The organism is Stenotrophomonas sp. Steno-Z1, from assembly GCF_056393175.1.
The window spans coordinates 14,879-40,966 of record NZ_JBWJPB010000010.1 but is presented as its reverse complement, the minus strand read 5'-3'; the positions used below and the strand labels follow the sequence as shown (position 1 = coordinate 40,966).

Annotated in this window: 22 protein-coding genes and 1 pseudogene; 12 read left to right on the top strand and 11 right to left on the bottom strand. The window is 69.1% G+C overall.

Features of this window, described 5'->3' with window-relative positions:
- Window positions 1–36 precede the first annotated feature (36 nt).
- Window positions 37–963: a Grx4 family monothiol glutaredoxin gene (gene grxD, locus AC06FD_RS18600; RefSeq protein ID WP_394164123.1), complete on the top strand. Its 927-nt coding sequence runs from the start codon at window positions 37–39 to the stop codon at window positions 961–963.
- A gap of 404 nt (window positions 964–1,367) precedes the next feature.
- On the opposite strand, the gene AC06FD_RS18595 is transcribed toward grxD, so the two are convergent.
- The 3 genes from AC06FD_RS18595 to AC06FD_RS18585 form a co-directional block, all read right to left on the bottom strand.
- Complete coding sequence (locus tag AC06FD_RS18595) at window positions 1,368–1,907, bottom strand: DUF924 family protein (protein WP_259207650.1); 540 nt, start codon at window positions 1,905–1,907, stop codon at window positions 1,368–1,370.
- Window positions 1,908–1,960: 53 nt separating this feature from the next.
- On the bottom strand, window positions 1,961–2,737 hold the full coding sequence (locus AC06FD_RS18590) for an AMP nucleosidase (protein ID WP_259207652.1): 777 nt from the start codon (window positions 2,735–2,737) through the stop codon (window positions 1,961–1,963).
- Window positions 2,738–3,347: 610 nt separating this feature from the next.
- Window positions 3,348–6,755, bottom strand: a complete 3,408-nt coding sequence (locus tag AC06FD_RS18585) for an autotransporter domain-containing protein (RefSeq protein ID WP_478078597.1) — start codon at window positions 6,753–6,755, stop codon at window positions 3,348–3,350.
- 458 nt (window positions 6,756–7,213) lie between these two features.
- Here AC06FD_RS18585 and AC06FD_RS18580 point away from each other — a divergent pair, with 458 nt between their 5' ends.
- From AC06FD_RS18580 to AC06FD_RS18555, 6 genes and pseudogenes are all read left to right on the top strand, one after another.
- Window positions 7,214–8,626 carry an amidohydrolase gene (locus AC06FD_RS18580; protein WP_478078596.1) on the top strand — a complete coding sequence of 471 codons (1,413 nt, stop codon included), beginning with the start codon at window positions 7,214–7,216 and terminating at the stop codon, window positions 8,624–8,626.
- Window positions 8,623–9,903, top strand: coding sequence for an amidohydrolase family protein (locus AC06FD_RS18575; protein ID WP_478078595.1), 1,281 nt, complete (start codon window positions 8,623–8,625; stop codon window positions 9,901–9,903). Before AC06FD_RS18580 ends, AC06FD_RS18575 begins: the two co-directional genes overlap by 4 nt.
- 56 nt (window positions 9,904–9,959) lie before the next feature.
- Window positions 9,960–10,599, top strand: a pseudogene (locus AC06FD_RS18570) (DsbA family protein).
- An 80-nt stretch (window positions 10,600–10,679) separates the two neighbouring features.
- On the top strand, window positions 10,680–11,624 hold the full coding sequence (locus AC06FD_RS18565) for a DegV family protein (RefSeq protein WP_259207664.1): 945 nt from the start codon (window positions 10,680–10,682) through the stop codon (window positions 11,622–11,624).
- Window positions 11,625–11,688: 64 nt separating this feature from the next.
- Window positions 11,689–12,027, top strand: a complete 339-nt coding sequence (locus AC06FD_RS18560) for a hypothetical protein (protein ID WP_259207665.1) — start codon at window positions 11,689–11,691, stop codon at window positions 12,025–12,027.
- Between the two features lie 87 nt (window positions 12,028–12,114).
- Window positions 12,115–12,549, top strand: coding sequence for a hypothetical protein (locus AC06FD_RS18555; protein WP_478078594.1), 435 nt, complete (start codon window positions 12,115–12,117; stop codon window positions 12,547–12,549).
- Here AC06FD_RS18555 and AC06FD_RS18550 read toward each other — a convergent pair.
- The 4 genes from AC06FD_RS18550 to AC06FD_RS18535 form a co-directional block, all read right to left on the bottom strand.
- Window positions 12,514–14,004, bottom strand: coding sequence for an efflux transporter outer membrane subunit (locus AC06FD_RS18550; protein ID WP_478078593.1), 1,491 nt, complete (start codon window positions 14,002–14,004; stop codon window positions 12,514–12,516). The genes AC06FD_RS18555 and AC06FD_RS18550 overlap by 36 nt on opposite strands.
- On the bottom strand, window positions 14,001–15,056 hold the full coding sequence (locus tag AC06FD_RS18545; protein WP_478078592.1) for an HlyD family secretion protein: 1,056 nt from the start codon (window positions 15,054–15,056) through the stop codon (window positions 14,001–14,003). The genes AC06FD_RS18550 and AC06FD_RS18545 overlap by 4 nt, the downstream gene beginning before the upstream one ends.
- Before the next feature lie 17 nt (window positions 15,057–15,073).
- Window positions 15,074–16,621 (bottom strand): MFS transporter, encoded by a 1,548-nt coding sequence (locus tag AC06FD_RS18540; RefSeq protein WP_478078591.1) that lies wholly within the window; start codon window positions 16,619–16,621, stop codon window positions 15,074–15,076.
- Between the two features lie 176 nt (window positions 16,622–16,797).
- The gene (locus tag AC06FD_RS18535; RefSeq protein WP_449335811.1) at window positions 16,798–17,712 is read right to left on the bottom strand and encodes a LysR family transcriptional regulator; all 915 of its coding nucleotides are present in this window, start codon (window positions 17,710–17,712) and stop codon (window positions 16,798–16,800) included.
- A 150-nt stretch (window positions 17,713–17,862) separates the two neighbouring features.
- On the opposite strand from AC06FD_RS18535, the gene AC06FD_RS18530 reads away from it, so the two are divergent.
- Complete coding sequence (locus AC06FD_RS18530) at window positions 17,863–18,309, top strand: universal stress protein (protein ID WP_259207676.1); 447 nt, start codon at window positions 17,863–17,865, stop codon at window positions 18,307–18,309.
- Between the two features lie 18 nt (window positions 18,310–18,327).
- Window positions 18,328–18,804 (top strand): hypothetical protein, encoded by a 477-nt coding sequence (locus AC06FD_RS18525; protein WP_394164134.1) that lies wholly within the window; start codon window positions 18,328–18,330, stop codon window positions 18,802–18,804.
- A gap of 130 nt (window positions 18,805–18,934) precedes the next feature.
- Here the strand turns inward: AC06FD_RS18525 and AC06FD_RS18520 are convergent, their stop codons facing one another.
- Entirely contained in the window at window positions 18,935–20,389 is a 1,455-nt protein-coding gene (locus tag AC06FD_RS18520; protein WP_478078590.1) for a GGDEF domain-containing protein, read from the bottom strand.
- A 183-nt stretch (window positions 20,390–20,572) separates the two neighbouring features.
- Between AC06FD_RS18520 and AC06FD_RS18515 the strand changes: the two genes are divergently transcribed.
- The 3 genes from AC06FD_RS18515 (at window position 20,573) to AC06FD_RS18505 (ending at window position 23,225) form a co-directional block, all read left to right on the top strand.
- A complete protein-coding gene (locus AC06FD_RS18515) occupies window positions 20,573–21,538 on the top strand; it encodes a L,D-transpeptidase family protein (protein ID WP_394164136.1) in 966 nt (321 codons plus the stop codon).
- A gap of 4 nt (window positions 21,539–21,542) precedes the next feature.
- On the top strand, window positions 21,543–22,241 hold the full coding sequence (locus tag AC06FD_RS18510; RefSeq protein WP_478078589.1) for a M23 family metallopeptidase: 699 nt from the start codon (window positions 21,543–21,545) through the stop codon (window positions 22,239–22,241).
- A 123-nt stretch (window positions 22,242–22,364) separates the two neighbouring features.
- Window positions 22,365–23,225: a PA4780 family RIO1-like protein kinase gene (locus AC06FD_RS18505; protein WP_478078588.1), complete on the top strand. Its 861-nt coding sequence runs from the start codon at window positions 22,365–22,367 to the stop codon at window positions 23,223–23,225.
- A 497-nt stretch (window positions 23,226–23,722) separates the two neighbouring features.
- Here the strand turns inward: AC06FD_RS18505 and fghA are convergent, their stop codons facing one another.
- The 3 genes from fghA to AC06FD_RS18490 are packed head-to-tail and all read right to left on the bottom strand — an operon-like array spanning window position 23,723 to window position 26,040.
- Entirely contained in the window at window positions 23,723–24,553 is an 831-nt protein-coding gene (gene fghA / locus AC06FD_RS18500; RefSeq protein ID WP_259207688.1) for an S-formylglutathione hydrolase, read from the bottom strand.
- 10 nt (window positions 24,554–24,563) lie between these two features.
- Window positions 24,564–24,923: a YqcC family protein gene (locus tag AC06FD_RS18495; RefSeq protein ID WP_478047349.1), complete on the bottom strand. Its 360-nt coding sequence runs from the start codon at window positions 24,921–24,923 to the stop codon at window positions 24,564–24,566.
- Between the two features lie 7 nt (window positions 24,924–24,930).
- Window positions 24,931–26,040, bottom strand: a complete 1,110-nt coding sequence (locus tag AC06FD_RS18490; protein ID WP_478078587.1) for an S-(hydroxymethyl)glutathione dehydrogenase/class III alcohol dehydrogenase — start codon at window positions 26,038–26,040, stop codon at window positions 24,931–24,933.
- Between the last annotated feature and the right edge of the window lie 48 nt (window positions 26,041–26,088).

The following is a 26,088-nucleotide window of genomic DNA, read 5'->3' as shown; positions in this document are numbered from 1 at the left end:
AGAATGTCCGGTTCCAAACGCCGGACCCTGACCGTCATGTCCCTTGATCCCGCCCTGCGCTCGCGCATCGAAACCATCCTCAACGCCAACCGCGTCGTGCTGTTCATGAAAGGGCAGCCGGGCATGCCGCAGTGCGGGTTCTCGGCCAAGGCCGTGGGCGCGCTGCAGGACCTGGGCGTGGACTTTGCCCACGTCAACGTGCTGGCCGACCAGGAAATCCGCGAAGGCATCAAGGCCTACGGCGACTGGCCGACGATCCCGCAGCTGTACATCGATGGCGAGCTGGTGGGTGGCAGCGATATCCTGCTGCAGATGGCCGGCAGCGGTGAGCTGAGCAGCATGCTCGGGCTGGCCGCGCCGGACCGCACGGCGCCGTCGATCACGGTGACGCCGGCGGCGGTGGAGATGCTGCGTGGCGCATTGGCCGACGCGCCGGGCGCGTCGCTGCAGCTGGGCATCGATGCCAACTTCCAGCCGAACTTCCAGCTGGCACCGCATGACGACAACGCGATCGCGGCCGAATCGAACGGGCTGCGGGTGCAGTTCGATCTGGCCAGCGCGCGCCGCGCCGAGGGCATCACCATCGATTGGGTGGATGATATCCGCGGCAAGGGCCTGGCGATCGACAACCCGAACGCGCCGCGCGCGGTGAAGGAGCTGTCGGTGCGCGATGCGGACGACCAGCGTCGCGCGGGCCGCCTGATGGTGGTGGACGTGCGTCCGGCCGACGAGCGCGCGATCGCTTCGATCGACGCGCCGTTCGAGACGTTCGACGGCGACAACCGCGCGCGCCTGGAAGCGCTGCCGAAGGACACCGCGCTGGGCTTCCTGTGCCACCACGGCGGCCGCAGCGCGCAGGCAGCCGAGCAGTTCCGTGCGCTGGGTTTCAGCAACGTGCACAACATCACCGGCGGTATCGACGCCTGGTCGAACGATGTGGACAACAGCGTGCCGAAGTACTGATCGTCGGTTGCGATGTTTTGAACAAAAAACGCCGGCAATGCCGGCGTTTTTTTGTTGAACGCAACGGCCGGGGCAACGGCGGCGAGTGCGCGGCTGTACTGGCTTGGGCGGATACGGGCGGGCATGCGGGACACGCCGCAAGTACATCCCTGTAGGCTCCTTTTGCGCCATCCATGGCGCAAAACGGGTCCCGCACGCCCACCCGCACCCGCCCTTGGACAGTTGGCTGGTGCGCGTTGAAAAAGCGGCTCGAACGCAGCGGCAGCACACGCGCGATGCACGCTTCGATCCTTCGCTCTTCCAAGGCCACCGGGCAACCGCGCGGGCGCGCAGACGTTCAGCCTTCGCGCCATTGGGGCACCCACGACTCGCTGACGTCCCTGCGTAGTTGAATTCCGCAGGCGTCAGCCGGCGAAACCGCCCTCGGCCAGATAGTCCAGCTCGGCGGCGGTCGGCATGCGGCCCAGGACCGCGTTGCGGTGTGGGAAGCGGCCGAAGCGACGGATGATGTCGCGGTGCAGTTCGGCGTACTGCAGGTATTCCTTGTCGCCCAGCGCATCGAACATGGCCACCGAACGCTCCTGGTCCTGCGGATCCTCGGAGTGCTCGAACGGCAGGTAGATGAAGGCGCGCAGCTTGGGCACAAGCTGCAGGTCCAGGCCCTCCTCCACCGCGCGCATGGCGTAGTGCCGGGCCAGGCCGTCGGTGGCGTAGGAGTGGGCGGTGTCGCGGAAGCAGTTGCGCGGGAACTGGTCGAGCAGGATCATCAACGCCAGCGCGCCGTCGGCGCTGCCGAGCCAATGCTCGCGCGCACGCCGGGCCGCGGCGACGTGTTCGTCCAGGAACGCCTGGCGGAACCGCGCATCGAACGCGTCATCGCGCGTGAACCATTGTTGTGGGCCGGCGTTGCGCCAGAACTCCACCACTTGTGCCGCCACGTCCATTCACTACCCCTGAGGGCGGTGCGTCCCCAAGACGCCCGCCGGTGCGATTGCCATCACTCGTCAAAGCGCAGGTGGCGGACCGACTTGCCGTTGCGCCGTATAAGCTTAAGCGCCTCGATACCGATCTGGATATGGTTTTCGACGAACTGCGAGCTGACCTTGGCGTCGGAGGCCTCGGTCTTGACCCCGTCGGGGATCATCGGCTGGTCGGACACCAGCAGCAGGGCGCCGATCGGGATGTGGTTGGCAAAGCCGGCTGCGAACAGGGTGGCGGTTTCCATGTCGATGGCCATGCAGCGCATCAGCCGCAGTTTTTCCTTGAACGCCTCGTCATGTTCCCAGACCCGGCGGTTGGTGGTGTAGACCGTGCCGGTCCAGTAATCGTGGCCCAGGTCGCGGATGGTGGTGGACACCGCGCGCTGCAGTGCGAAGGCCGGCAGGGCCGGTACTTCCGGCGGGAGGTAGTCGCTGGAGGTGCCCTCGCCGCGGATGGCGGCGATCGGCAGGATCATGTCGCCCAACTGGTTCTTGCGCTTGAGGCCACCGCACTTGCCCAGGAACAGCACCGCCTTGGGCATCACCGCCGACAGCAGGTCCATCACGATGGCCGCGTTGGGACTGCCCATGCCGAAGTTGATCAGGGTGATGTCGTCGCTGGTCACGCTGGCCATCGGCCGGTCCATGCCCTGCACGGGCGCACCGGTCAGGTGCGAGAACGTGTGCAGGTAGCCGCCGAAATTGGTCAGCAGGATGTGCTGGCCGAATTTATCCAGGGGCACGCCGGTGTACCGCGGCAGCCAGTTTTCAACGATTTCCTGCTTGTTCTTCATCCCGCGATTTCCGTCCGGCACATGATTCATGTGCGCCTATTCTGGGGATGGGGAAGCAACAAGCAAGCAAAAAAGGTTCTTCTTCCCGTGGCAGGGAGCGATCGGTTCCAAGGGCCGTGGCGGACGGTGGACGACGGTGCGCGTGCGCGCCATGCAGTTCGTGCGGCGCGTGGATTGCGGGGGCGTTTCCGATCGGGTCTGTCGCGTGCGTGAGGGCCCTGTCGCGCGCGTGAGGGCCCCGTAGCGGCCGGTAGGCCCCTGGTGCAAATGTCCCCCGGCCGCGGAGCGGCCTCCTCCTTTATTTTGCCCAGGGGCCTACCGGCCGCTACGGGGCTCGGCTTGCGGAAACAAGTAGGAAAGCTGGTTTCGGAAGGCCGTCGGTGGGTCGGGCGCTTGGCCCCCTGCCCCCGGAGGCGAAATAAAGGGTGAGGTGGCGGCTGCAGGCCGACGCCGGAGGCATCGCCGGAAAGGGTCTGGGTGCCCAGCGCCCGACCCACCGACCAGCGCCTGGAAAGCTCAAGAACGCGCTTCGTCCCTGCAACGTGGCTGGGAGACAGACAAGAAAAAGGCGGCCATTGGCCGCCTTTTTCCCGTTACCGGTAGTGCCCGATCAGAACTGCACGGACCAGCGGGCGGTCACGCCGTGGTCGCGCGACTCGCTGCCGAACTGGCCGTTGTAGCCCAGTTCCAGCTGGTTGCGCGGGCTCAGCCAGGCCGACAGGCCCAGCTCGGCTACCACCGCGTGGTCGGCGATGGCGGCACCGCTGACGGTGAAGCCGTTGCCGCTGCCCAGCGCCAGGTCGGCGACCTGGTTGCGGTCGCCCCAGGCGCGACGGTAGCCGACGCCACCGCGCACGTGCAGCCAGCTCTCCTGCTGCCAGGATGCCTTCAGGCCACGGTCGAAGCGCACGCCGGCGGTGCCGACGTTGCTGCGGGTGTCGCCCACGTTGCCGTGCAGCGCCGCAGCGCCTCCCTGCTCGTTGATGCCGTCCACGTCCACTTCGACGCGGGCCAGCTGCAGGTACGGCTCCAGGCCCGCTTCGGCGCCGCCGATGCGGTAGGCACCCTCGACGAAGACCTGGCGGGTCTTGGCGTCGTAACGGGCCGTCAGCGTGTCCTGGTAACCGGCGAAGGCCAGTTCGCGCTTGCTGTCCACGTCATGACGGGTGTAGCCCAGGCCGGCGCGCAGGCCGAAACCGCCCCACTGGTTGCCCACGTAGGCACCGAAGTGGGTGTTGTCGATTTCCGCGCGGGCACGACGGCCCTGGCCCTGCTTGCTGTCGGTACGACCGGTACCGATCAGCCCGCCCACCTGCCAGCCGTTGCCGAACTGGTGGTCGGCACCGACCAGCAGGCCGTTGCTGTTGCTTTCGGTACGCGCCGCGTTGGCGTCGCCGTCCAGCTTGCCGCTGCCACCGATCGCCTGCACCCAGGCACCGCTGACCGCGCCGTCGTCAGCGCCCGGTGCACGTGCACCGATGCTGCGGCTGAGCGCGGCATCGCGCAGGTAGCGGCTGCTTTCCACCAGCGCCATCGGCGCGGCGGCATGCACTTCACCGCTCAACGCATCCAGTGCCGCGCCGACCTGCGCCGGGAACAGCTGGGTCAGCGGCTTGGGCAGGCCCTGGTTGAATGCCAGGCCATCGGCGGCATTGGCCACCGCGAGCTGGTTAGCGGTTTCGGCAGCGGCCGACAACGCATTGCCACGGGTCACGTCGATGCGCATGCCCTGTGCGTCATAGGTCATGTTGAACTGCAGGAACGGCGAGAAGGCGCTGAAGTCGGTGGTCGCGAAACGACCGTTGACGCCGCCATCGGCCACCAGGAAGTTGAACTGCTCGCCCAGGTAGTAATAGCCCGCTTCCGGCAGTGCCTTCAGGGTGCCGTCCAGGGTGGCGGTGCCGGTGACGTGCAGCTGGTCGCTGCGGCTGCCCGGGGCCAGTTCGGCCTGGTAGACGCCGCTGGCGGTCTGCACGTAGTTGCCGTTGATGGTCAGCGTGCCGATCGAGTTGCCCGGCGCGATGATGCCCTCGACGCGGGTGTCGCCGAGGGTGCCGACGCCCTTCAGGGTGCCCTTGGCGCCCACGAGCGTGGTGCCGCCGGTCTGCACGCCATTGAACGAGACCACGCCACCGGTGATGTACAGGTCGGTGTTGTCGAGCACGCCGCTAGCATTGACGCGACTGCTGCCGCCGATGTTGATCAAGGTCATGTCGCGCAGCGTGCCGTTGAGCAGGAACTGGCCACCGGTGACGTCCAGCGAGGAGGTCAGCGTGTTGACGCCGTCCAGCTCCAGCACGCCCTCACGCACGATCGCGCCATTGAAGCTGTTGTCGCCGCTCAGGCGCAGCCAGCCGATGCCCGACTTGGTCAGCCTGCCCGGGCCGCCGATGTCGTTGGTCCAGTCGTCCCACGCATCGCCTTCCCACACCTTCAGGCCGCCGGCCTTGGTGTTCATCACCACGTCGGTGTCCACGCGCAGCTCGCCGTAGCCTTCGACGGCCTTGGCCAGATTCATCAGGCCCCAGCCGTAGACGTCGTCCACGCCGGTCGCACCGAGATCGGTGGCGGTGGTCAGCAGCACGTCACGCACCTGCGCGCTGGTCAGGTACGGGAAGCGCTCGAACAGCAGGCCCAGCGCGCCGGTGACGTGCGGTGCCGCCATCGAGGTGCCGGTCATCACGTCGTAGCTGTAGGTCGGCACGCGCTCGAGCACGTCCAGCAGGACATTGCCCTGCGCGTCCGCGAGCAGCTGGGCATCCAGCGCCGAATCGCTGCCGTAGACGGTCGACAGAATGTCGGTACCCGGTGCAGCCAGGCACCAGTTGGCGCTGAAGCCGCAGCGGTTGGAGCTGATGTCCAGCACGTAGCCACCGGCCTGGTCCTGGCGAACGTTGACCACGCTCAGCCAGTCCTGCTCGATGTCGCTGAACAGACGCGGCAGGGAGGCGTAGATGCCTGCGATCGGTGCCTGTTCCGGCGTGGCGGCGTTGGCATTGTTGTTGCCGGCGGCCCACACCTGGATCATGCCCTTGCTACGCGAACCTTCCGCGAAGATGTCCAGGTACTCGGCATTGTTGGCGTACAGCAGGTCCAGGGTGGCCAGGTCGGTCGGCTCGTTGGTCAGGCCCCAGCTGTGGTTGATCGCGCGCACGCCCTGGTCGTTCATCTGCGCGTACATGTCTTCGAACGCGCTGTCGTCCGGGCCGATGCCGCCCACGCTGACGACGCGGTAATCGCCACCGCCCACGTCCGTCCACATCTGGGCGCTGTTGAAGAACAGCTTGGCCGCGGTCAGGTCCGCGCCGAAGGCAACACCATGGGTGCCGTTGCCATCACGGTTGGCCGCGATGGTGCCAGCCACGTGCGTGCCATGGGTCTGGAAATGGATACCGGCCTGGAGGTAGCGGGGATCGGACTCGATGATGTCGCGGATCGCCTGCGGCACGCTGGGATCGTAGGTGACGTACTCGATCGAGACGTCGTCGCCGTCGCTGGCAAAGCAGGCATCGGGACCATCGATCAGCGTGGTGTTGGTGCAGCGGGTGCCGTCGGGCAGCAGGTCGGCGATGCGCAGGCTGCGGTGGTCCTTGCCGGCGAAGTCCGGGTGGTCCAGGCCAGAGCCGCTGTCGAACACGCCCAGGCGGATGCCCTTGCCGGTCAGGCCGCGCGCGTAGGCGGCATCGGCGTTGATCGCGCCCAGGCCCCAGTCGGCGTTGAACTCGGCGCTGCGCCAGCTTTCGGCGTTGCCCGGGGTGCCGTTGATCGGGCCCGGGGCCGGGGCGGCCGCCGGCTGGATGCCGCCGATGTTGGCGAGCGTGGCCGTCGGCAGGTCCAGGCTGAAGGCCGCGCGCTGCAGGGCGCGCTGCTGCTGGTAGGTGGAAAGGGTGTCGACGGCGGGACTGGCCAGCGCGGGTACCGCGAGGGCGGCCAGCAGGGTTCCGGTGATGGCCGATGCCAGCAGGCTCGGCGACGGACGACGACGTGCGGTGACGCGGGACGAAGAAACGTGGGTCATCTTGAGACTACTTCCTTGAAGTGATTCGGGCTGCACTACCGCAAGCGATATCGGCAGCCGCACAGAAAAATGCATGCCATTCCATATGACACGCATGCCAAGCGTAATCGATTGCTCACAAAACTTTTACAATTTGTGGGCATAAGCCGACACGACGGATGCCCGTCGGTGTACGTCCGTGTGGATCGCCTGCGGGCGACCTGATTCCTCCTCCTGCACCGTCGCAGATGGCGGCCCTGCCACGGTGTGACGCGGCATACACAACCCGTACGACGCGCCATCCAAAATTTCGGACATCAACACGCTAACCATTGGCGAAGCAAATGAGTATCAGGGAATCCCCCACAGTGATGCGTCCGTCACCGCGGGCGGCACCGCGCGCATGAGCTTCGCCACTTGGCAAACGCACCGGGTACCGGCTAGCGTCGCCCGATCCGTCCATGCCGCACCGGGGAAACATGCGCACACGACTGACCGCCGGCCTGGGCCTGGCGCTGTTCTCGCTCGCCGCACCGTCGGCGCCCGCGGCGTCGCGCTTCGTGCAGGACCCCTACCCCAGCACCTACGCGGCGATCGCCTCGGCGCCGGTGCTGATCCGCAATGCGACCGTGCTCACCGGCACCGGTGCCCGCCTGGAGCAGACCGACGTGCTTCTGCGCGATGGCCGCATCGCCGCGGTCGGCACGGCGCTGGCCGCCCCGGCCGGCACGCGTGAAGTGGACGCGCGCGGCAAGTGGGTCACCCCCGGCATCATCGACGTGCATTCGCACCTGGGCGTGTACCCCAGCCCCGGGGTAAGTGCGCACAGCGACGGCAACGAGATGACCGCGCCGGTGACCGCCAATGTGTGGGCCGAGCACTCGGTGTGGCCGCAGGACCCCGGTTTTGCCGCGGCGCTGGCCGGCGGGGTGACGTCCATGCAGGTGCTGCCCGGCTCGGCCAACCTGGTCGGCGGCCGTGGCGTCACCTTGAAGAACGTACCGGCCACCACCTACCAGGCGATGAAATTCCCGGGGGCGCCCTGGGGCCTGAAGATGGCCTGCGGCGAAAACCCCAAGCGTGTCTATGGCGGCGGCAAGGGCGTGGCCCCGGGCACGCGCATGGGCAACGTGGCCGGTTACCGCGCCGCCTTCATCGACGCCAGCGAGTACCTCGCCAAGAACGCGCCGAAGAAGCCGGCGAAGAAGAAGCGCTGGTTCGGCGGCGACGACAAGGGCGACAGCGCCGGCGATGCCGGTGGCAAGCGCGACCTCAAGCTGGACACCCTGGCCGGCGCGATCCAGGGCGACATCCGCGTGCATATCCACTGCTACCGCGCCGATGAAATGGCCACCATGCTGGACCTGTCCAAGGAGTTCGGCTTCAAGATCGCCGCCTTCCACCATGCCGTGGAGGCCTACAAGCTGTCCGACCGGCTGGCGGCCGAGGGGGTCTGCGGTGCGCTCTGGGCCGACTGGTGGGGCTTCAAGATGGAGGCCTTCGACGGCATCCAGGACAACATCGCCCTGGTCGACCGCCCGCCCAACAGCTGCGCGATCGTGCATTCCGATTCGCCCGAAGGCATCCAGCGGCTCAACCAGGAAGCGGCCAAGGTGATCGCCAATGCGCGCCGCGCCGGGATCCAGATCGCGCCCGAGCGCGCGATGATGTGGTTGAGCCACAACGCCGCGCGCGCGCTGGGCGTGGAGAAACAGACCGGCAGCCTGGAGGCGGGCAAGATGGGCGACGTGGTGGTGTGGAACGGCAGCCCGTTCAGTTCCTATGCGCAGGCCGAGCAGGTCTACATCGACGGCCACCAGGTCTACGAGCGGGGCGATGCGCGGCGGCAGCCGCTGTCGGACTTCATGCTGGGCCAGGAGGCGCAGCCATGAGCCGGTCGTCGGGTATTCCCGCGCGTTGCCGGGCATGGCTCGGCGCCACCCTCCTGCTGGCGGTCCTGCCGGCGCAGGCGCAGGACCTGCTGGTGCGCAACGCCACCGTGCATACCGCCAGCGCGCGCGGCAGCCTGGAACACACCGACGTCTTGGTCCAGGACGGCATCATCCGCGCGGTCGGCACGGGCCTGTCGGCGCCGGCCGGGGCCAGCGTGGTCGAGGCCGCCGGCAAGCCGCTGACCCCGGCCCTGTTCGGCGGCATCACCGACATCGGCATCGACGAGGTGTCCGGTGAATCGACCACGGTGGACAGCGCGCTGAAGCTGGCCGACCAGCCGCTGCGCCCGGAATTCGACGTCAGCCTGGCCTACAACCCGGCCTCGGTGCTGATCCCGGTGGCGCGGCTGGACGGGATCGGGTTCACCGCGCTGGGGGCCAACAGCGGCGGTGCCTTCATCGCCGGCCAGGGCGGGGTGGTGCGGCTGGATGGCAGCGCCGATCCGATCGGGCCGCTGGCGCTGTACATCCGCCTGGGCGCATCCGGGGCGGAACTGACCGGCAGCTCGCGTGCCGCGCAGTGGATGCTGCTGGAGCAGATGGTCAGCGAAGCCCGCGGCCGGGTGCCGGCCGATTCGCCGCATGCGCTGCTGACGCCGGCCGGGCGCGCCACGCTGGCCCGCTACCTCGCGGGCCAGGGCCGGCTGGTGGTGCAGGTGGACCGCGCCGCCGACATCCGCCAGCTGCTGCGCTGGGCCACGCGCGAGAAACTGAAGATCGCCATCGCCGGCGGCGCCGAGGCCTGGCGCCTGGCACCGCAACTGGCGCAGGCCAACGTGCCGGTGTTCGTGGATGCGCTGGGCAACCTGCCGAGCAGCTTCGACCAGCTCGGCGCGACCCTGGAGAACGCCGCGCGGTTGCGCGCGGCCGGGGTGCAGGTCAGCTTCGCCCAGCGCGACGATGCCTCGCACAACGCGCGCAAGATGCGGCAACTGGCCGGCAACGCGGTGGCCAACGGGCTGCCCTGGCAGGACGGGCTGGCCGGGTTGACCCGGGTGCCGGCGCAGGTGCTGGGCGTGGGCGACCGGATCGGCAGCATCGAGGTCGGCAAGCTGGCCGACCTGGTGCTGTGGGAAGGCGATCCGCTGGACGTGGGCCACTATGCCGAGCAGGTCTGGCTGGGTGGCCGGGCAATACCGATGCGTTCGCGCCAGACCGAGCTGCGCGACCGCTACCTGGCCCCGGCCACCGCCGAGCCGCGCGCATACTCGCGCTGAGCCCCCTTCCGCGGCGGGGGAGCTCCCCTCGCCGCCCCTGCCTGAAAGGACGCGCCATGGCGCTGCGCTGGTACTTCGATTTCGTCTCCCCGTTCGCCTACCTGCACTGGCAGCAGCTCAAGGCGCTGCCGCAGTTCGAGCAGATCATCCCGGTGCCGATCGCGCTCGGGGCCGTGCTGCACCACCTGGGCAACCTCGGCCCGGCCGAGATCCCGGCCAAGCGCCGCTTCACTTACCGCCAGGTGCTGTGGCAGGCGCAGCAGCAGGCGGTGCCGCTGCGCTTCCCGCCGGGCCACCCGTTCAACCCGCTCGCGGCCTTGCGGCTGTGCCTGGCCGCCGAGGCCAGCCACCGGGCAGTGGACATCCTGTTCAACTGGATCTGGCGCGATGGCCATGCCGCCGACAGCGCCGCCGCGCTGGCCCTGCCCGGCGCCATGCTGGACGTGGCCGACGTGGCTGCGGCGGTCTCGGCGCCCTCGGTGAAGGAGCAGCTGCGGCAGAACACCGAGGCGGCGATCAGCGCCGGCGTATTCGGGGGTGCCCACCCTATCCATCGACGGCGAACTGTTCTGGGGCAACGAAGCGCACGGCCTGATCCAGGCAGTGCTGGCCGACCCGGGCATGTTGCAGCGCGGCGAATGGAGCCGGATCGACGCCCTGCCGGTCGCCGTCGAGCGCAGCCGCCCCTCAAGCTGACTGGCGGCTCAGGCAGGCCGGTCGTTTTTGGGATAGCTTTCACATTTCCGAACCTACAACCTGCCCGGAGGGGGCCCAGGATGCGCATCGGAATTGTCGTCGACTCTGCCTGCGATTTGCCGCAGGACTTCATTGAACAGCACAACATCGTGCTGCTGCCGATCACGGTGCGCATTGGCGAAGCCGTGCTTGCCGACCACCGCGACGAGCAGGCCACGCTGAGTTTCCTGCACGCCCACGTTGCCGAACACGGCGCCGAGGCGGAGACCATCCCGTTCAGCGTCACCCAGATCCGGGATCTGTTCCTGGGCAAGCTGGTGATCGATTACGACCATGTGTTCTGCATGACGATCACCCGCACCCGCAGCCCGATCCATGACAACGCCATGCAGGCCAGCTTCGCGATCCTCAACGACTACAAGCCGGTGCGCCAGGCGGCCGGGTTCAACTCGCCGTTCGCGTTGCGCGTGCTCGATACCCAGAACCTGTTCGCCGCCCAGGGCGTGACCGCGGTGGAAGCGGTGCGCCTGCGCGAGAGCGGGGCCAGCGTGCAGCAGATCCGTGAGCGGCTGGAAGCCTTGGCGCAGAACGTGCACGGCTACATGGTCACCCGCGACCTGTACTACATGCGCGCCCGCGCCCGGCACAAGGGCGACCGCAGCGTGGGCCTGCTCAGCGCCGCGCTGGGCAGCGCGCTGGACATCAAGCCGGTGCTGCATGGCTACCGCGGCGAAACCGGACCGGTGGCCAAGATCAAGGGCTTCGACAACGCGGTGCAGAAGCTGTTCGATTTCGTCGGGCAGCGGGTCACGGCCGGGCTGATGACGCCCACCGTGTGCCTGAGCTACGGCGGCGAACTGGCCGACCTGCAGGCCCTGCCCGGCTACGCCAACCTGCGCCAGACCTGCGAGACACACGGGGTGCAGGTGTTCGAGGCGGTGATGAGCCTGACCGGCATGGTCAACGTCGGCAAGGGCGCGGTCACCGTCGGCTTCGCCGATGGCCCGCATACGTTCAGCGGCTGAGCGCGATGTGCACGCCGATTGCACTGCGCCTCTGCCAGCCTTGCAGCATTCAACGGAGGTAACCATGTCAGCGCAGTACCACATCAGCCTGCCGGACCCGTCCAAGGCCCGCGGCAACGATTCCGACCTTTCCTTCCATTCGCAGAGCGCGGCCGGCTTCGCCGAAGAACTGCAGGACGCGCTGCGCAGCACCGCGCTGTTCGAGAAGTGGCGCGCCAAGCAGCCCGACCCGGACGCGGTGGAAGCGCAGTGGGGCGCAACCGACCCCGACGCCACCGTGACCGGTTCGCAGGATGACCTGCGGATCAACCTGGTCGCCACCACCCGCATCGACAGCGACGTGTTCAAGCAGCGCCTGCGCATGCTGGCCGGCCACCACTGGGAACTGCGCGACGTGCGCTGAAGGACGTCACGGTGGTAACGTGCCGACCGCACCTGCCACCGCTGTCACCGCCAGCCAACGGGGCCGCCAGACAGGCGGCCTCTGCACATGGGCCTTCCCGTGGATCCGACGCTCACCTCCCTGCTCGAACGCACCAACCTCGACGAACTGCTGGCGCCGGAAACGCCTGCGCCCGGCGACGGGCCGGTGGACGGTCCCTCGACCCGGCCGCGGCCCCGCACCCCGTCCCGCGGGCCGCAACCGCCCGCCCCCCGGGCCGCCGCCGTCGACTACGAGATCCGCAGCCCGATCGCGCGTGGCTGCATCCTGCTCATGCTGGGCGGCCCGTGCATCGGCATGGGCTTGCTGCTGATGGAGAAGTGCTGGAGCGGGCCCGTCGAACACCCGGTGTTGTCCATGATGGGGACGGGGGTGGCACTGCTGATGATCGCGGCCGTCCCTTATCGCCTGCTCGGCCGACGCCCGGACACGCCGGTGGCCACGCCCTCACCTGGCAGAAGCGTGCAGGCCCGGCGCCCCTGACGCGGACGATGCGCGCGACGCACCGGCCCCGTCGGCCACCGGCTGCCAGCCCCCGCCCAGCGCGCGATACAGGTCCACCCGCGCGATCGCCGCCGCGGCCTGGCTGTTGGCCAGCGCAGCCTGGTTGTCCAGCGCAATGCGCTGGGTGCTGAGCACGTCGAGCATGTCCACCACGCCAGCCTGGTACTGGCGTCGCGCCGCGCCCAGTGCGCGCTCGCTCTCCGCCACGGCCTCCTGAAGCGCCGCTCCGCGCTGCTGCTCGGCTGCGTAGCCATCGATCGCATCGTCCACTTCGTGCCAGGCCTGCAGCACCGTGCGCTGGAACTGCATCGCCGCCTGTTGCTGCTGCAGCCGGCTCACGGCGAGGGTGGCCTTCAGGCGACCGCCCTGGAAGAGCGGCAGGCTGATCGCCGGCCCGATGCTGAAACGGTGCGCGTTCCAGCCGTCCAGGGCATCCAGCTGCTGCGACTGGAACCCGGCATCGCCAGTGAGGCTGATGCGCGGCAGGAAGCTGGCCTTGGCCACGCCGATCGCGGCGGTGGCGGCATGCAGCGCCGCCTCGGCGCGGCGGATGTCCGGGCGCCGTTCGGCCAGTTCGCTGGGCAGGCCGGTGGCCATCGCCGGCAGTGCCGGCCAATCGCGGCGGGCGTCGGCGAGCTGGGCGTCGAGCGCGTGCGGCGGCTGGCCCAGCAGCATCGCCAGGGCATTGCGCAGCTGCGCGTCGCGGTGCTGCAACGGCGCCACGCGCGCCTCCAGCGCGGCCACCTGCGCCGCCGCGCTGGCCACCTGCAGCGTACTGGCCACGCCCTGGCACTGGCGCGCCCCGGTCAGCCGCGCGATGTCGCGCGCAATGCGCAGGTTGTCTTCGGTGATCGCCAGCAACTGGCGGGTGGCACGCAACTGCAGGTAGCTTCGCGCGGTCTCGGCGAGCACCACGGTCTGCACCGCATGCGCGTCCTCGTCGGCAATCCGCACGCGCGCATCGGCCGCTTCCAGCTGGCGGCGCACGCGGCCCCACAGGTCCAGTTCCCAGCTCAACCCGATTCCGGCCTGGAACAGGCCGTAGTCTTCGCGCCCACCATGGCCGGACGGATCACTCAGCCCCACTTCGCTGTTGCGGGCCCGCACTCCGCTGGCCGTCGCGCCGAGCGCGGGCAGCCGGTCGGCGGCGCTGACGCCACGCGCGGCGCGGCTCTGCTGCACGCGGTTGGCGGCCAACTGGATGTCCAGGTTGGCCAGCCGGGCCTGCACAGCCAAGGCAGCCAATGTTGGATCCTCGAAGCCTGCCCACCATTGCGCGTCGCTGGCGAACGCATCGTGCTCCACCGCGACGCCGTCCCACCGGGTGGGCAACGCGGCGGCTGGCCGGACGAAATCCGGCCCGAGCGTGCAGGCCGACAGCGCCACGCACAGCACGCCGAGCGACAGCGCCCGCCACTGCACCGCGCCGGTCACGCCCCTTCTCCCGGCAGGCCGCGGCGGCCACTGTCCAGGTCCACGCTGGCCTCCACCGACATGCCTGCACGCAGCTGGCCGAGCAGCGGCTGGTCCTTGTCCAGCACGATCTTGACCGGAATGCGCTGCACCACCTTGGTGAAATTGCCGGTGGCGTTTTCCGGCGCGACCGCGGCGAAGGTCACCCCGGTGGCCGGGGCGATGCTGTCGATGTGGCCGCGCAACGGCTGCCCGGGAAACACATCCACCTGCAGTACTACCGCCTGGCCGGCGTGCATGCGGGTCATCTGGGTTTCCTGGAAGTTGGCCACCACGAACGCCTGCTGCAACGGCACCACCGCGAGCACGGCGGTACCCGGGGTGAGGTAGGCGCCGACCCGGATCGCGCGGCGGCCGACCACGCCGTCGATCGGCGCGCGCAGTTCCGTGTGCGACAGGTCCAGCTCGGCCCGCGCCTGGGCGGCTTCGGCGCGCTGTACCGCCGCCTGCGCCGCCTGCACGCCGGCGTCGAGGATGCCAGTGCGCTGGCGTGCGGTAAGCAGTGCCGCGCGTCCCTGCTGCAGGTGCGCGCTGGCCACCGCCTGGTGCGACTGCGCCTGCTGCGCGTTCTGCACGGTGCCGGCGCCATCGCGGGCCAGCGCGCCGTAACGCTGCTGGTCGGCCTGGGCCAGGGTCAGTTCGGATTCGCTGACCGCCAGCGTGGCACGCGCCTGGTCGATCAGCGAGCCCTGCTGGGCCAACGCGGCCTGCGCATTGGCCAGCTGCGCGCGTGAATTGGCCAGGTCCGCGCGCGCGGCGGTCAAGGCGACCTGGTAATCGCGGTCATCGATGCGCGCCAGCACATCGCCGGCCTTGACCGTCTGGTTGTCGGCCACCCGCACCTCGCTGACGAAGCCGGCCACCTTGGGCGCCACCACGGTGAAGTCGGCGCTGACGTAGGCATTGTTGGTGCGCTGGTGGCGGCCGTCACGCAGCAGCAGCCAGCCGCCGGTGGCAAGCACGACCACGCCCAGGGCGATGATAAGGGGAACGTGTTTTCTGGACTCGGACATGGGGGATTTCCTGGAACTCAGGCCACGGCACGTGGCGGGAAGATGCGGGTGGGCAGCCACGGGATCAGCGCGATCAGCGCGATCGCGACCATGGCGACCAGCAGGTAAAGATCGGCCGAGGTCAGCGCGACCACCTGCGCATGCAGGCGCGTGCCGAGCGACGGCGCAGCGACGATGTCCAGTCCCGGCGCGTTGCCCAGGCGGTCCACCAGGACGGTGGAATGGAAGTGGCTGCGCACGGTGGTGGCTGCCTCCAGCACGCCACCGGCCAGCACGGCGGCAAAGCCCTTGACCGTGTTGAACCAGGCCGAGGCGAACGGACCGTCGGCCGGCGCCAGACCGCCGGTGGCGAGCATCAGCAAGGGCAGCACAGCCATGGGCTGGGCGAAGATCTGCACCAGTTGCATCACGATGAAGTTGTCGCGGTTCCACTCGGTGGTGAGCTGCGCCCCCATCCAGCAGGCCAGCCCCAGCATCGCCAGGCCGATGGCCTGCACCCAGCGCGCATCGACCCGGCGCTGGTTGAGCAGGGTGGCCACCAGTGGCAGCGCCAGCAGCTGCGGGATGGCCACCCACAACAACAGCGGTGCGGTCTGCAGCGGCCGGTAGCCGTGCACCTTGGCCAGGAAGCTCGAGGGAATCAGGATCACCGCCAGCAGCACGAACAGCACGCCGCCCAGGGTGATGAGCGCGTAGCTCAGGTTGCGGTTGGCCAACAGTTGCAGCTTGAAGAACGGCAACGGGTGCGACCATTCGTTGTACAGGAACAGCACCAGCAACCCGCTGCCGCCGCCCAGCAACACGCAGATCAGCGGCGAGGCAAACCAGTCCAGCCGCGGCCCCTGGACCAGGCCGAGCACCAGCATCACCAGTGCCGGCAGGCCCAGCGCCAGGCCCAGCCCGTTGAACTGGGCCAGGCGCTCCAGCCGCAGCGGATCCTGCGGCAGTCCCCACGCCACCATGGCGATCGCCGCCACGCACCACGGCACGATCTGCCAGAACGCCCACTGCCAGCCCACGTACTCCACCCACAGGGCGGCCATCGGCGTGCCCAGGCTCGGGCCGAACGTAGCGGTCAGCGCATAACCGGCCAGCCCGTACAGCTTGATGCCCGGTGGCAGGAAGCGCAGCGCCACGCTCATCAGCAGTGGCGGCAACGCGCCCCCGGCCAGGCCCTGCAGCGCGCGCAGGATCAGGAACGACGGCAGGTCCGGCGCCAGCGGGCACAGCACCCCCAGCAGCATGAAGGCGGCGATCATGCACACCGCGAAACGGCGCAGCGAGAAGGTCACCGCGCACCAGGGCGCGAAGGCCATCGCACTGACCGACATCGCCGTGTACATCGCCACGATCCAGCTGCCGTCATCGACGCTGAAGCCCATCGCGCCGCGGATATCGGCCAGCGCCACCTTGGTGACGTTTTCGTTGATGCCGGAGATCAATACCGCCAGCAGCACGCCGCACAGGCCAACGCCCAGGCGCACGCCGAACAGCGCCTGCACAGGCGCGGCGCGCGCGGGCGGCGGCAGGGTCGCGGCGATCGGCGCGGCGGCCGGCGTACTCATCGGGCATCACCGGCCGTGGGGCGGTGCACGGTAAACAACAGGGACATCGCATCCACTCCGGGACAGGGAGCGGCAGTCTAGGCAGCGCCGATGCTGCGAAAAATGCTGTATCGACCAATCCTGGAATGCGTCAGGCGCACGCCTGAAGTCGCCCCCGGGAGCGCGGTCGATCGTGCTCAGATGCCCGCGAGGCTGGACTCCCCGTCGCACATCGCCTTGATGCTGCGCCGCAGCCAACGATGCGCCAGATCGCTGTCCAACCGCGGATGCCATGCCTGTACGACAACCACGCTGCGCACCGGGATGGGCAACGCGAACAGGCGCAGCGGCACGCCCAGCCGCTCCAGCCGGCCCAGCATCACGCTGGGCATCTGCGGCAGGATCAAATCCGAATCGGCGGCGGCGAAGATCGCCGAGTGGAAGGTCGGCATGATCTGCGCCACCCGCCGGCCCAGGCCGAGCGCGGCCAGCTCCTCATCGATGGGGCCGTGCGACACCCCGCGGCGGGACACCGCGATGTGGTGGAACGCAGCGAAGCGCTCGGCGCTGATCTCCTCGGCGAAGATCGGGTGGCCGTCGCGCGCGGCGCCCAGGAACGAGGTACTGAACAGGTTCTGCACCTTGGTGTCGGCGCCATGCCGGCCGGCGGTGCTGATGTGCAGATCGATGCGCCCCTGCTGCATGGCGTCGTCGTCACCGTCGCCCTCGGGCACGAAGCGCAACACCGCACACGGCGCCTGGGTCTGGAACAGCTCACGCATGCGCCCGCCGTAGGTGCCGATGAACACATCGTTGGCGCGGATGCTGAAGGTGCGCTCGAGGGTGAGCATGTCGACCGCGCGGCCGGCGTTGAACACGAGGTGGGCCTGCTCGATCACCTCGCGCACCTGTTCGCGCAGTTGCAACGCGCGCGGAGTGGGCGCCAGCCCGCGCCCGGAGCGCACCAGCACCGGGTCACCGACCGCCTCGCGGATGCGGCCCAAGGTGCGGCTCATCGCCGGCGCGCTCAGGTTCATCCGCCGCGCCGCGCCAACCACGCTGCACTCCTCGATCAACACGTCCAGGGCGAGCAGCAGGTTCAGGTCAGGCATGGCGGCGGCAGGTCAGGGCGGGAAGGCATCCACTTTACGGCATGCCAAATCCGCCACCCGTGCGTTTCACGCAACCCATGCCTGCGGCGCACGGCATGGGTGCGGTGCTGGCTTTGCGCCACCATCGGCCTCCCCCCTGGCGAGATGCCCATGTTCCAGACCCTCCTGGTCGCCCTCGATGGCGGCCCCCAGCACGCCCAGGTGCTGGCCCTGGCCGCCTCGCTGGCGACCCCGCGCACCCGCCTGCACCTGGTCTGCGTGCTCGACCCGGCCTATGCGCTGGACGATGACGCCCCACGCAACGATCGCCGTGAATACCCCGCCGCCGAGGACCAGCGCCACCAGGCCCGGCGCCTGTTGGACAGTGCCCTGGCGCAGCTGCGCGAACAGGGCGTGGACGGCGTGGCCAGCCACCCGGCGGGCGAGCCGGCGCAGGTGCTGTGCGACTACGCACGCGCACACCATTGCGATCTCATTGTCATCGGCCACCGGCATCTTTCCGGCATGGAACGGCTGTTCGAGCGTTCCGTCGGCCGCTGGACCATCGACCACGCGCCCTGCCCGGTGCTGGTGGAAGTTCGTGACGCCGCCCCCTGATCCTTCTGCAGGCCCGCCATGCCCTATCGCTCCCCCACCTCGCCCACGCGGGTGAGTTATCACTCCATCGGCCGCCGCTGCAACCTGGTCGAGCAACGCCTGCTGTGCGCGCTGCGCCGTGTCGGCGATCCGGCCACCCGCGTCGAGGCCGTCGCGCTGCTCGATGGCCTGGGACTGGACGCCGATGGCACCCGTGCCTTCACCGAGCTGGTGCCCCTGCTGCCGACTGGCCAGGCACCGATCGACCTGTTGCAACCGGGTTCGCCATTCATCGGTGCCACCGAACTGGACCTGCTTGCCTGCGTGCACCGGTTGTCGCAATGGCGGCGGCCGCAGCCGCGCGTGGACCGCGACACGGCCGAGGTCACCGCCCTGCGCAGCCAACTGGCACGCTGCGCGCGCAGTGCCCGCGATGCACGCCTCGGCCTGCGCCTGACCACACTCTCGCCGGTGGGACTGCGCCTGCTTGATCCATCGGCGTGGGTACGCACCTGACTGGATCGCCAGCTGCTGCGCAGGCAGCATCGCGCCTCATTGGCCCCACCCCGGTGCTGGCCAGGCCGCGCAGGGCAGCCGCCGTGGCCCCCCGGGCTGCCCGACCAGAGCGACGACACCGCGCAACCGCTCAGGTGGGGCGGGCAGCATGGGCCATGGCATCGGGCGGGTGGCCTTCAACCACGCGATTGCGGCCGGCGTGCTTGGCCTCGTACAGCGCCACGTCCGTTGTGGCCAGCAGCGACCCGGGATCGGCGAGGCCGACCTGGCCGACCCATGCCACGCCGATGCTGACGGTCACGCCGATCTGGCCGACCGCTTCGGGGGCGGCCAGGCGCAGGCGCTCCACCGCGCGGCGCATCGTCTCGGCCAGCGCCAGCACGCCCTCGCGCGAGGTGGACGGCACGACGACGGCAAATTCCTCGCCGCCATAGCGGGCCACCACGTCGGTGCCGCGGGTGGCGCAACCGGCCAGCGCGGTGGCGACCGCACGCAGGCAGGCATCCCCCAGCGGGTGGCCGAAGCGGTCGTTGAACTGTTTGAAGTGGTCGATGTCCACCATCAACAACCCCATGCCCTGCCCGCTGCGCCGCGCCCGGCTCCACTCGGCCTGCAGCACCTGGTCGAACTGGCGGCGGTTGGCCACCCCGGTCAGGCCATCCACCCGCGCCAGCACATCCAGCTGGTCCTGGCGCTCCATCGCGCGCACCTGCATGACCACCCCGCGCAGGCCGGAGCCCAGCGTGGCCATCGCGAACCCGACCACCGCCAACCCTGCGTGCGTGTCCACCATCAGCGCCGAGACCACCAGCAACGCGGCTGGCAGGATCAACGGACTGCCCGCGCGCACCGCCAGGGCCAGCCGGCGCGGCGAGGTGTCGGCGCGTTCCGGATCGCCACGCAGCGCCATCCCCGCCAGCAGCAGGAACGGTGCGTCGATCAGCACGTCGGTGGGCCCACCGTAGCTGGCCTCGGTGGCCAGGTGGTTGATGTACAGGGCCATCAGCATGTACAGCCACGCGTAGATCGCCAGCGTGCGGAAAAATACGCGCCGCGCGGCATCCCCGCTGGCCAGGTAGCGCACCAGCGCGAACACCGCGATGAACAGGTTCTCGATGTCGAACATCAGGCGCAGGTTGTCCACGCCCGGCGCCGGCGCGTCGCTCAGGGTGGCGAACGAAAAGGTGTGCACGAAGAACAGGTAGCCCAGCAGCAGGGCCAGCGCACCATCGATGACGATCAGGTACCACGGCTCGTGGCGCGGATGGGCCATCGCGAAGGTGAGCGGCACCCCGTACAACACGTACAGCAGCATGCTCGCCCCGGGCGTGGCATCGGCGTTGCCCAGGCCGATCTCCTGGTACATGTTCAGCGCCATGCCGCCGGCCCATAGCAGCATGCCCAGCGCCAGCGACAGCCAGCCCACCCGCATGTCGCTGCGCCACGCCCGCCGCGCGCAGGCCAGCGCCGCCAGCAGCGGTGCGCCGACCAGGAACGAGAACGAGACCGCCTGCGCGTGGCCAGGCAACAGCACCAGGGCCACTCCGTGGCACAGCATGTACAACGCCGCCAAGCCTGCCGCCATGCGATCCCCTGTCCGGATGCGGTGTCGGCCCACCCTACCGCATTTGTGGAGCGGCGCCGATCCGCGATGTGATGCGCTTCACAACCTGTGCACGACAGGACACTCAGCTGCGCGTCAGCGATTTCACGGTCCGCGTGCAGGCCGCTGCGGCAAGGTGCAGGCGACCCTGTAGTGGAGCCTTCGATGCCCTTGCGCCCGCGTGCCACCCTTTCGCTTCTCGTCCTTGCCCTGGCCAGCGCGGTGCCCGCGCTTGCCCAGCAGCCGGCCACCTTGCCGGCCCCGATCGCCGAATCCAGCGCGCCCTCCACCGGCCCGCGCTCTGACTTCCACGCGCAGGTGTTGCTGGACCGGGCGCATTTCTCGCCGGGCCAGATCGACGCGCTGCCCGGCTCCAACCAGAAGCGCGCGGTGGCCGGCTTCCAGGCCGCGCGCGGGCTCAAGGTGACCGGTGAACTGGACGATGCCACCTGGCAGGCGCTGCAGCCGGAGGCCACCCCGGCGCTGGCGCGCTACACCCTCACCGCCGAGGACGTGGCTGGCCCGTTCCAGCCGGTGCCGAAGAAACCGGCCGACCAGGCCAAGCTGAAGGCGCTGGGCTTCGCCTCGGTGGAGGAAGCACTGGGCGAGCGTTTCCACGCCTCGCCGGACCTGCTGCGCGCCCTCAATCCAGGCGTGGACCTGGGCAAGGCCGGCAGCGAAATCCAGGTGCCCAACATCGCCGCGGCCACGTTGCCGAAGGCGGCCAAGCTGGTCATCGACAAGTCCGATTCGACGCTGCGCCTGTATGACGCGCAGGGCAAGGTATATGCGCAGTTCCCGGTGTCCTCGGGCAGCAAGCACGACCCGTTGCCGATCGGGCAATGGAAGATCCTCGGCATCTCGCGCGACCCCACCTTCCACTACAACCCCAAGCTGTTCTGGGACGCGAGCAAGAAGGAAAGCAAGGCGCTGCTGCCGCCCGGCCCGAACAATCCGGTCGGGCGGGTGTGGATCGATATTTCCAAGCCGCACTATGGGCTGCACGGCACGCCCGAGCCGGGCCACGTGGGCAAGACCGAATCGCACGGCTGCGTGCGCATGACCAATTGGGATGCACTGCTGGTGGCCGACGCGGTGGACGCCTCGGTACCGGTGGTCATGCAGGAGTGAGCCGATGAGCCTGCCAAAGCTGCTTGCACTGGGACTGGTGATCGGCGTGGTCGGCTGGTGGTGGCTGGGCCCGCGCGCGCCGTCGCCGGGACTGGCGGCGCCCGCTGCCAGCGCCCTGCCCGCCGCCGCACGCGCCGAGCCCGCCGCGCTCACCGCACCGGCGCGTGCGTTGCCGGCAGCGATGGCCGGCATGACGACGGCACCGACGGCACCCGCGCCCGCTGCACCGTTGGCGGCCCCGGCCGGCAGCCCTGGTGGCGCAGGCGCGCTGCTGCTCCCGGTGCAGGGCATCGGCGCCGCGCAGCTGCAGGACACCTTCACCGATGCCCGCAGCGAGGGTCGGGTGCACGATGCGATCGATATCCTCGCGCCCGCCGGCACCCCGGTGCTGGCGGTGGCCGATGGCACCATCGAGAAGCTGTTCGACAGCGACCGCGGCGGCCTGACCGTCTACCAGTTCGAGCCGGGCGGCCGCTACTGCTACTACTACGCCCACCTCCAGCGCTACGCGGACGGGCTGGCCGAGAAGCAGGCGGTCACCCGCGGCCAGGTCATCGGCTACGTGGGCAGCACCGGCAATGCCAGCGCCGAGGCCCCGCACCTGCACTTCGAGATCCACCGGCTGGGGCCGGAAAAGCAGTGGTGGAAGGGCGAATCGCTCAACCCCTACCCGGTTCTGCGCGGGGATCAGGGGCTGCCGTAAGCCGCCCCGGGCCACGCCTGAACCGCTTGAACGGGCCGCCGATGGCCGGCCCGCCCCGAAGATGCGAAAATCCCTTCCCCTTCCAGGCGGGCGCATCGGCGCCGGCCGCATTCCCGAGATTCCGTGAAGACCCCCCAAGGACTGCAGGCGCTGATCGACGACGGCGTGATCGATGAAGTAATGCGCCCGCTCAAGAGCGGCAAGGAAGCGGCCGTGTACGTGGTGCGCAGCGGCGACGACGTGCGCTGCGCCAAGGTCTACAAGGACATGGCCCAGCGCAGCTTCCAGCAGCGCGTGCAGTACCAGGAGGGCCGCAAGGTGCGCGGCAGCCGCGAGGCGCGTGCCGTGGGCAAGGCCAGCAAGTACGGGCGCAAGCAGCAGGAAACCGCCTGGAAGAACACCGAGGTGGACGCGCTGTACCAGCTGCGCGACGCCGGCGTGCGCGTGCCCGAGCCGTACGGTTACTACCATGGCGTGCTGGTGATGGAACTGGTCACCGACGCCGACGGTTTCTCCGCTGCGCGGCTGGGCGAAGTGGAACTAGAGCCTGACCAGGCCCGGGAGTTCCACCAGACCCTGGTCCGCCAGGTGGTGCGCATGCTCTGCTGCGGCCTGATCCACGGCGACCTCTCGCCGTACAACGTGCTGGTGGGCCCGGATGGCCCGGTGGTGATCGACTTCCCGCAGGTGGTCAGTGCCGGCGGCAACAATGCCGCACGCAGCATGCTGCTGCGCGACGTCAACAACCTCACCGCCTACCTCGGCCGTTTCGCCCCGGAGTTGCTGGACAGTTGGTACGGCGAGGAGATGTGGGCGATGTTCGAAGCGGGTGAGCTGTTGCCCGACAGCGCGCTGACCGGCACCTTCGTGCACGACGAATCGACCATCGACCTGGACAGCGTGCGCCACGCCATCAACGATGCGCGCGAAGAAGCGCTGATCCGCCAGCAGGGCCGCGAGGCGGCCGAAGAAGAAGACGCGTAGATCCACGCCATGCGTGGATGAAACGCCCGGGATCGGCGCCACGCCCGGGCAGCCATCCGGCATGGCGGCAGCCACCCATGGGGTGGCTCTACGCGTGATCCGTTGGGTGATCCGCACGCGATGCGTGGCGGCTGGTTGCGTAGATCCACGCCATGCGTGGATGAAACGCCCGGGATCAGTCCCGCGCCCGGGCAGCCATCCGGCATGGCGGCAGCCACCCATGGGGTGGCTCTACGCGTGCTCCGTTGGGTTGATCCACGGGATGCGTGGTGGTTGGTTGCGTAGATCCACGCCATGCGTGGATGAAACGCCCGGGATCGGTCCCGCGCCCGAGCAGCCATCCGGCATGGCGCTAGCCACCCATGGGGTGGCTCTACGCGTGGTCCGTTGGGTTGATCCACGGGATGCGTGGTGGCTGGTTGCGTAGATCCACGCCATGCGTGGATGAAACGCCCGGGATCGGTCCCGCGCCCGGGCAGCCATCCGTTGGGTGGCGTTTACGCGTGCAGCGCCTTGGCGTGGTGCGCGATGTGGTCGCCGATGAAGCTGCTGATGAAGTAGTAGCTGTGATCGTACCCGGGCTGCAGGCGCAACTGCAGCGGGTGGCCGGCGGCGGTGCAGGCGGCCTGCAGCCACTGCGGCTGCAGCTGGGTGTCCAGGAATTCGTCGCCACCGCCCTGGTCCACCAGCAGCGGCAGCTTCTCTTCGGCGGTGGCCACCAGTTCGCTGGCATCCCACGCGGCCCAGCGGCTGCGGTCTTCGCCCAGGTACGCGGTGAACGCCTTCTGGCCCCACGGCACGCGGGTCGGTGCGACGATCGGCGAGAACGCCGACACGCTGCGGTAGCGGCCCGGATTCTTCAGCGCGATCACCAAGGCGCCGTGGCCGCCCATCGAATGCCCGCTGATGCTGCGCGCACCGCTTGCCGGCAGGTGGGCTTCCACCAGCGCCGGCAGTTCGTCCACGATGTAGTCGTACATGCGGTAGTGCGCGGCCCACGGCTGCTCGGTAGCGTTGAGGTAAAAACCTGCGCCCTTGCCCAGGTCGTAGCCTTCGGCGTCGGCGACGTCGTCACCACGCGGGCTGGTATCCGGCGCTACCAGGATCACCCCATGCTCGGCGGCGTAGCGCTGCGCGCCGGACTTGGTGATGAAGTTCTGCTCGGTGCAGGTCAGCCCGCTCAGCCAGTACAGCACCGGCAGCTTCTGCGAGGCGGCCTGCGGTGGCAGGTACACCGCCACCTTCATGTCACAGCCCAGCACCTGCGAGCGGTGCTGGTAGACGTCCTGCCAACCGCCGAAGGCGGCGCGATGTTCGATGCGTTCCATGGGAGTTCCTTCAGGGGCGGCCGCGCGCAGGCGCGCCGCCGGTAGTGATGTCATGGTCCAGTTCCGCCAGCAGGTGCAACAAGGGCTCGCAGTCGTCCCGGCCGTCCAGGTTGCGTCGCGCCGCCACCGCCACCTGGCTCTGCGGCGGCCATTGCCCGTCGCGGCGCGCTTCGTGCAGCCGCGGCAGGAAGACCTGCACCAGCCAATGCTCGAACGGCATCTCATCGATGCCGAACGGTGAATCGACGTGACGCGGCGGGCCGACCGGGCCCTGCAACCAGCCGAGCGCACGCAACGCCTGCTCGATCTGGTCGACCAAGGCATCACGCGCCGGCACGGCCGGACGCGTCCAGAGGTCGGTCAGTCGCATGTGCGGCTCAGTAATGCACCACCGAGCGGATCGACTTGCCTTCATGCATCAGCTCGAAGGCCTCGTTGATCTGCTCCAGGTCCATGGTGTGGGTGACGAAGGGGGCCAGTTCGATGTCGCCCTTCATGGCGTCTTCGACCATGCCCGGCAACTGGCTGCGGCCCTTCACGCCGCCGAACGCGGTGCCCTTCCACGAGCGGCCGGTGACCAGCTGGAACGGACGGGTCGAGATTTCCTGGCCCGAGCCGGCCACGCCGATGATCACCGACTGGCCCCAGCCACGGTGCGCGCATTCCAGCGCGGCACGCATCACGTTGACGTTGCCGATGCACTCGAAGGTATGGTCCACGCCCCAGGTGGTCATCTCCACGATCACCTGCTGGATCGGCTTGTCGTAATCCTTGGGGTTGATGCAGTCGGTGGCACCGAACTGCCGGGCCAGGTCGAACTTGGACGGGTTGGTGTCGATGGCGAAGATGCGCCCGGCCTTGGCCTGGCGTGCGCCCTGGATCACCGCCAGGCCGATGCCGCCCAGCCCGAACACGGCCACCGAATCGCCTTCCTGCACCTTGGCGGTGTTGTGCACCGCGCCGATGCCGGTGGTGACGCCGCAGCCGAGCAGGCACACGTGCTCCGGGTTCGCCTCGGGGTTGATCTTCGCCAGCGAGACCTCGGCCACCACGGTGTACTCGCTGAAGGTCGAGCAGCCCATGTAGTGGTAGATCGGCTCGCCGTTGTAGCTGAAGCGGGTGGTGCCATCGGGCATCACGCCCTTGCCCTGGGTGGCGCGCACGGCCACGCACAGGTTGGTCTTGCCCGAGGTACAGAACAGGCACTCACCGCACTCGGCGGTGTACAGCGGAATCACGTGGTCGCCCGGGGCGACGCTGGTGACGTCCTCGCCCACTTCCACCACGATGCCGGCGCCTTCATGGCCCAGCACCGCCGGGAACAGGCCTTCCGGATCATCGCCGGACAGGGTGAACGCATCGGTATGGCAGACACCGGTATGGGTGATCTTGACCAGCACTTCGCCCTTCTTCGGCGGGGCGACGTCGATCTCGACGATCTTCAACGGCTGGCCGGGACCAAACGCTACAGCGGCACGGGATTTCATCGGGGATTCTCCAAGGCAAGGGACGAGACGGGGTCGCGCGCGGTCACC

What these genes read in the sequence shown, in the direction of transcription:
- grxD (WP_394164123.1), top strand. Translation starts at nt 37, where the DNA reads ATGTCCCTTGATCCCGCCCTGCGCTCGCGCATCGAAACCATCCTCAAC.
- AC06FD_RS18595 (WP_259207650.1), bottom strand. Translation starts at nt 1,907, where the DNA reads ATGGACGTGGCGGCACAAGTGGTGGAGTTCTGGCGCAACGCCGGCCCA.
- AC06FD_RS18590 (WP_259207652.1), bottom strand. Translation starts at nt 2,737, where the DNA reads ATGAAGAACAAGCAGGAAATCGTTGAAAACTGGCTGCCGCGGTACACC.
- AC06FD_RS18585 (WP_478078597.1), bottom strand. Translation starts at nt 6,755, where the DNA reads ATGACCCACGTTTCTTCGTCCCGCGTCACCGCACGTCGTCGTCCGTCG.
- AC06FD_RS18580 (WP_478078596.1), top strand. Translation starts at nt 7,214, where the DNA reads ATGCGCACACGACTGACCGCCGGCCTGGGCCTGGCGCTGTTCTCGCTC.
- AC06FD_RS18575 (WP_478078595.1), top strand. Translation starts at nt 8,623, where the DNA reads ATGAGCCGGTCGTCGGGTATTCCCGCGCGTTGCCGGGCATGGCTCGGC.
- AC06FD_RS18565 (WP_259207664.1), top strand. Translation starts at nt 10,680, where the DNA reads ATGCGCATCGGAATTGTCGTCGACTCTGCCTGCGATTTGCCGCAGGAC.
- AC06FD_RS18560 (WP_259207665.1), top strand. Translation starts at nt 11,689, where the DNA reads ATGTCAGCGCAGTACCACATCAGCCTGCCGGACCCGTCCAAGGCCCGC.
- AC06FD_RS18555 (WP_478078594.1), top strand. Translation starts at nt 12,115, where the DNA reads ATGGGCCTTCCCGTGGATCCGACGCTCACCTCCCTGCTCGAACGCACC.
- AC06FD_RS18545 (WP_478078592.1), bottom strand. Translation starts at nt 15,056, where the DNA reads ATGTCCGAGTCCAGAAAACACGTTCCCCTTATCATCGCCCTGGGCGTG.
- AC06FD_RS18540 (WP_478078591.1), bottom strand. Translation starts at nt 16,621, where the DNA reads ATGAGTACGCCGGCCGCCGCGCCGATCGCCGCGACCCTGCCGCCGCCC.
- AC06FD_RS18535 (WP_449335811.1), bottom strand. Translation starts at nt 17,712, where the DNA reads ATGCCTGACCTGAACCTGCTGCTCGCCCTGGACGTGTTGATCGAGGAG.
- AC06FD_RS18530 (WP_259207676.1), top strand. Translation starts at nt 17,863, where the DNA reads ATGTTCCAGACCCTCCTGGTCGCCCTCGATGGCGGCCCCCAGCACGCC.
- AC06FD_RS18525 (WP_394164134.1), top strand. Translation starts at nt 18,328, where the DNA reads ATGCCCTATCGCTCCCCCACCTCGCCCACGCGGGTGAGTTATCACTCC.
- AC06FD_RS18520 (WP_478078590.1), bottom strand. Translation starts at nt 20,389, where the DNA reads ATGGCGGCAGGCTTGGCGGCGTTGTACATGCTGTGCCACGGAGTGGCC.
- AC06FD_RS18515 (WP_394164136.1), top strand. Translation starts at nt 20,573, where the DNA reads ATGCCCTTGCGCCCGCGTGCCACCCTTTCGCTTCTCGTCCTTGCCCTG.
- AC06FD_RS18510 (WP_478078589.1), top strand. Translation starts at nt 21,543, where the DNA reads ATGAGCCTGCCAAAGCTGCTTGCACTGGGACTGGTGATCGGCGTGGTC.
- fghA (WP_259207688.1), bottom strand. Translation starts at nt 24,553, where the DNA reads ATGGAACGCATCGAACATCGCGCCGCCTTCGGCGGTTGGCAGGACGTC.
- AC06FD_RS18495 (WP_478047349.1), bottom strand. Translation starts at nt 24,923, where the DNA reads ATGCGACTGACCGACCTCTGGACGCGTCCGGCCGTGCCGGCGCGTGAT.
- AC06FD_RS18490 (WP_478078587.1), bottom strand. Translation starts at nt 26,040, where the DNA reads ATGAAATCCCGTGCCGCTGTAGCGTTTGGTCCCGGCCAGCCGTTGAAG.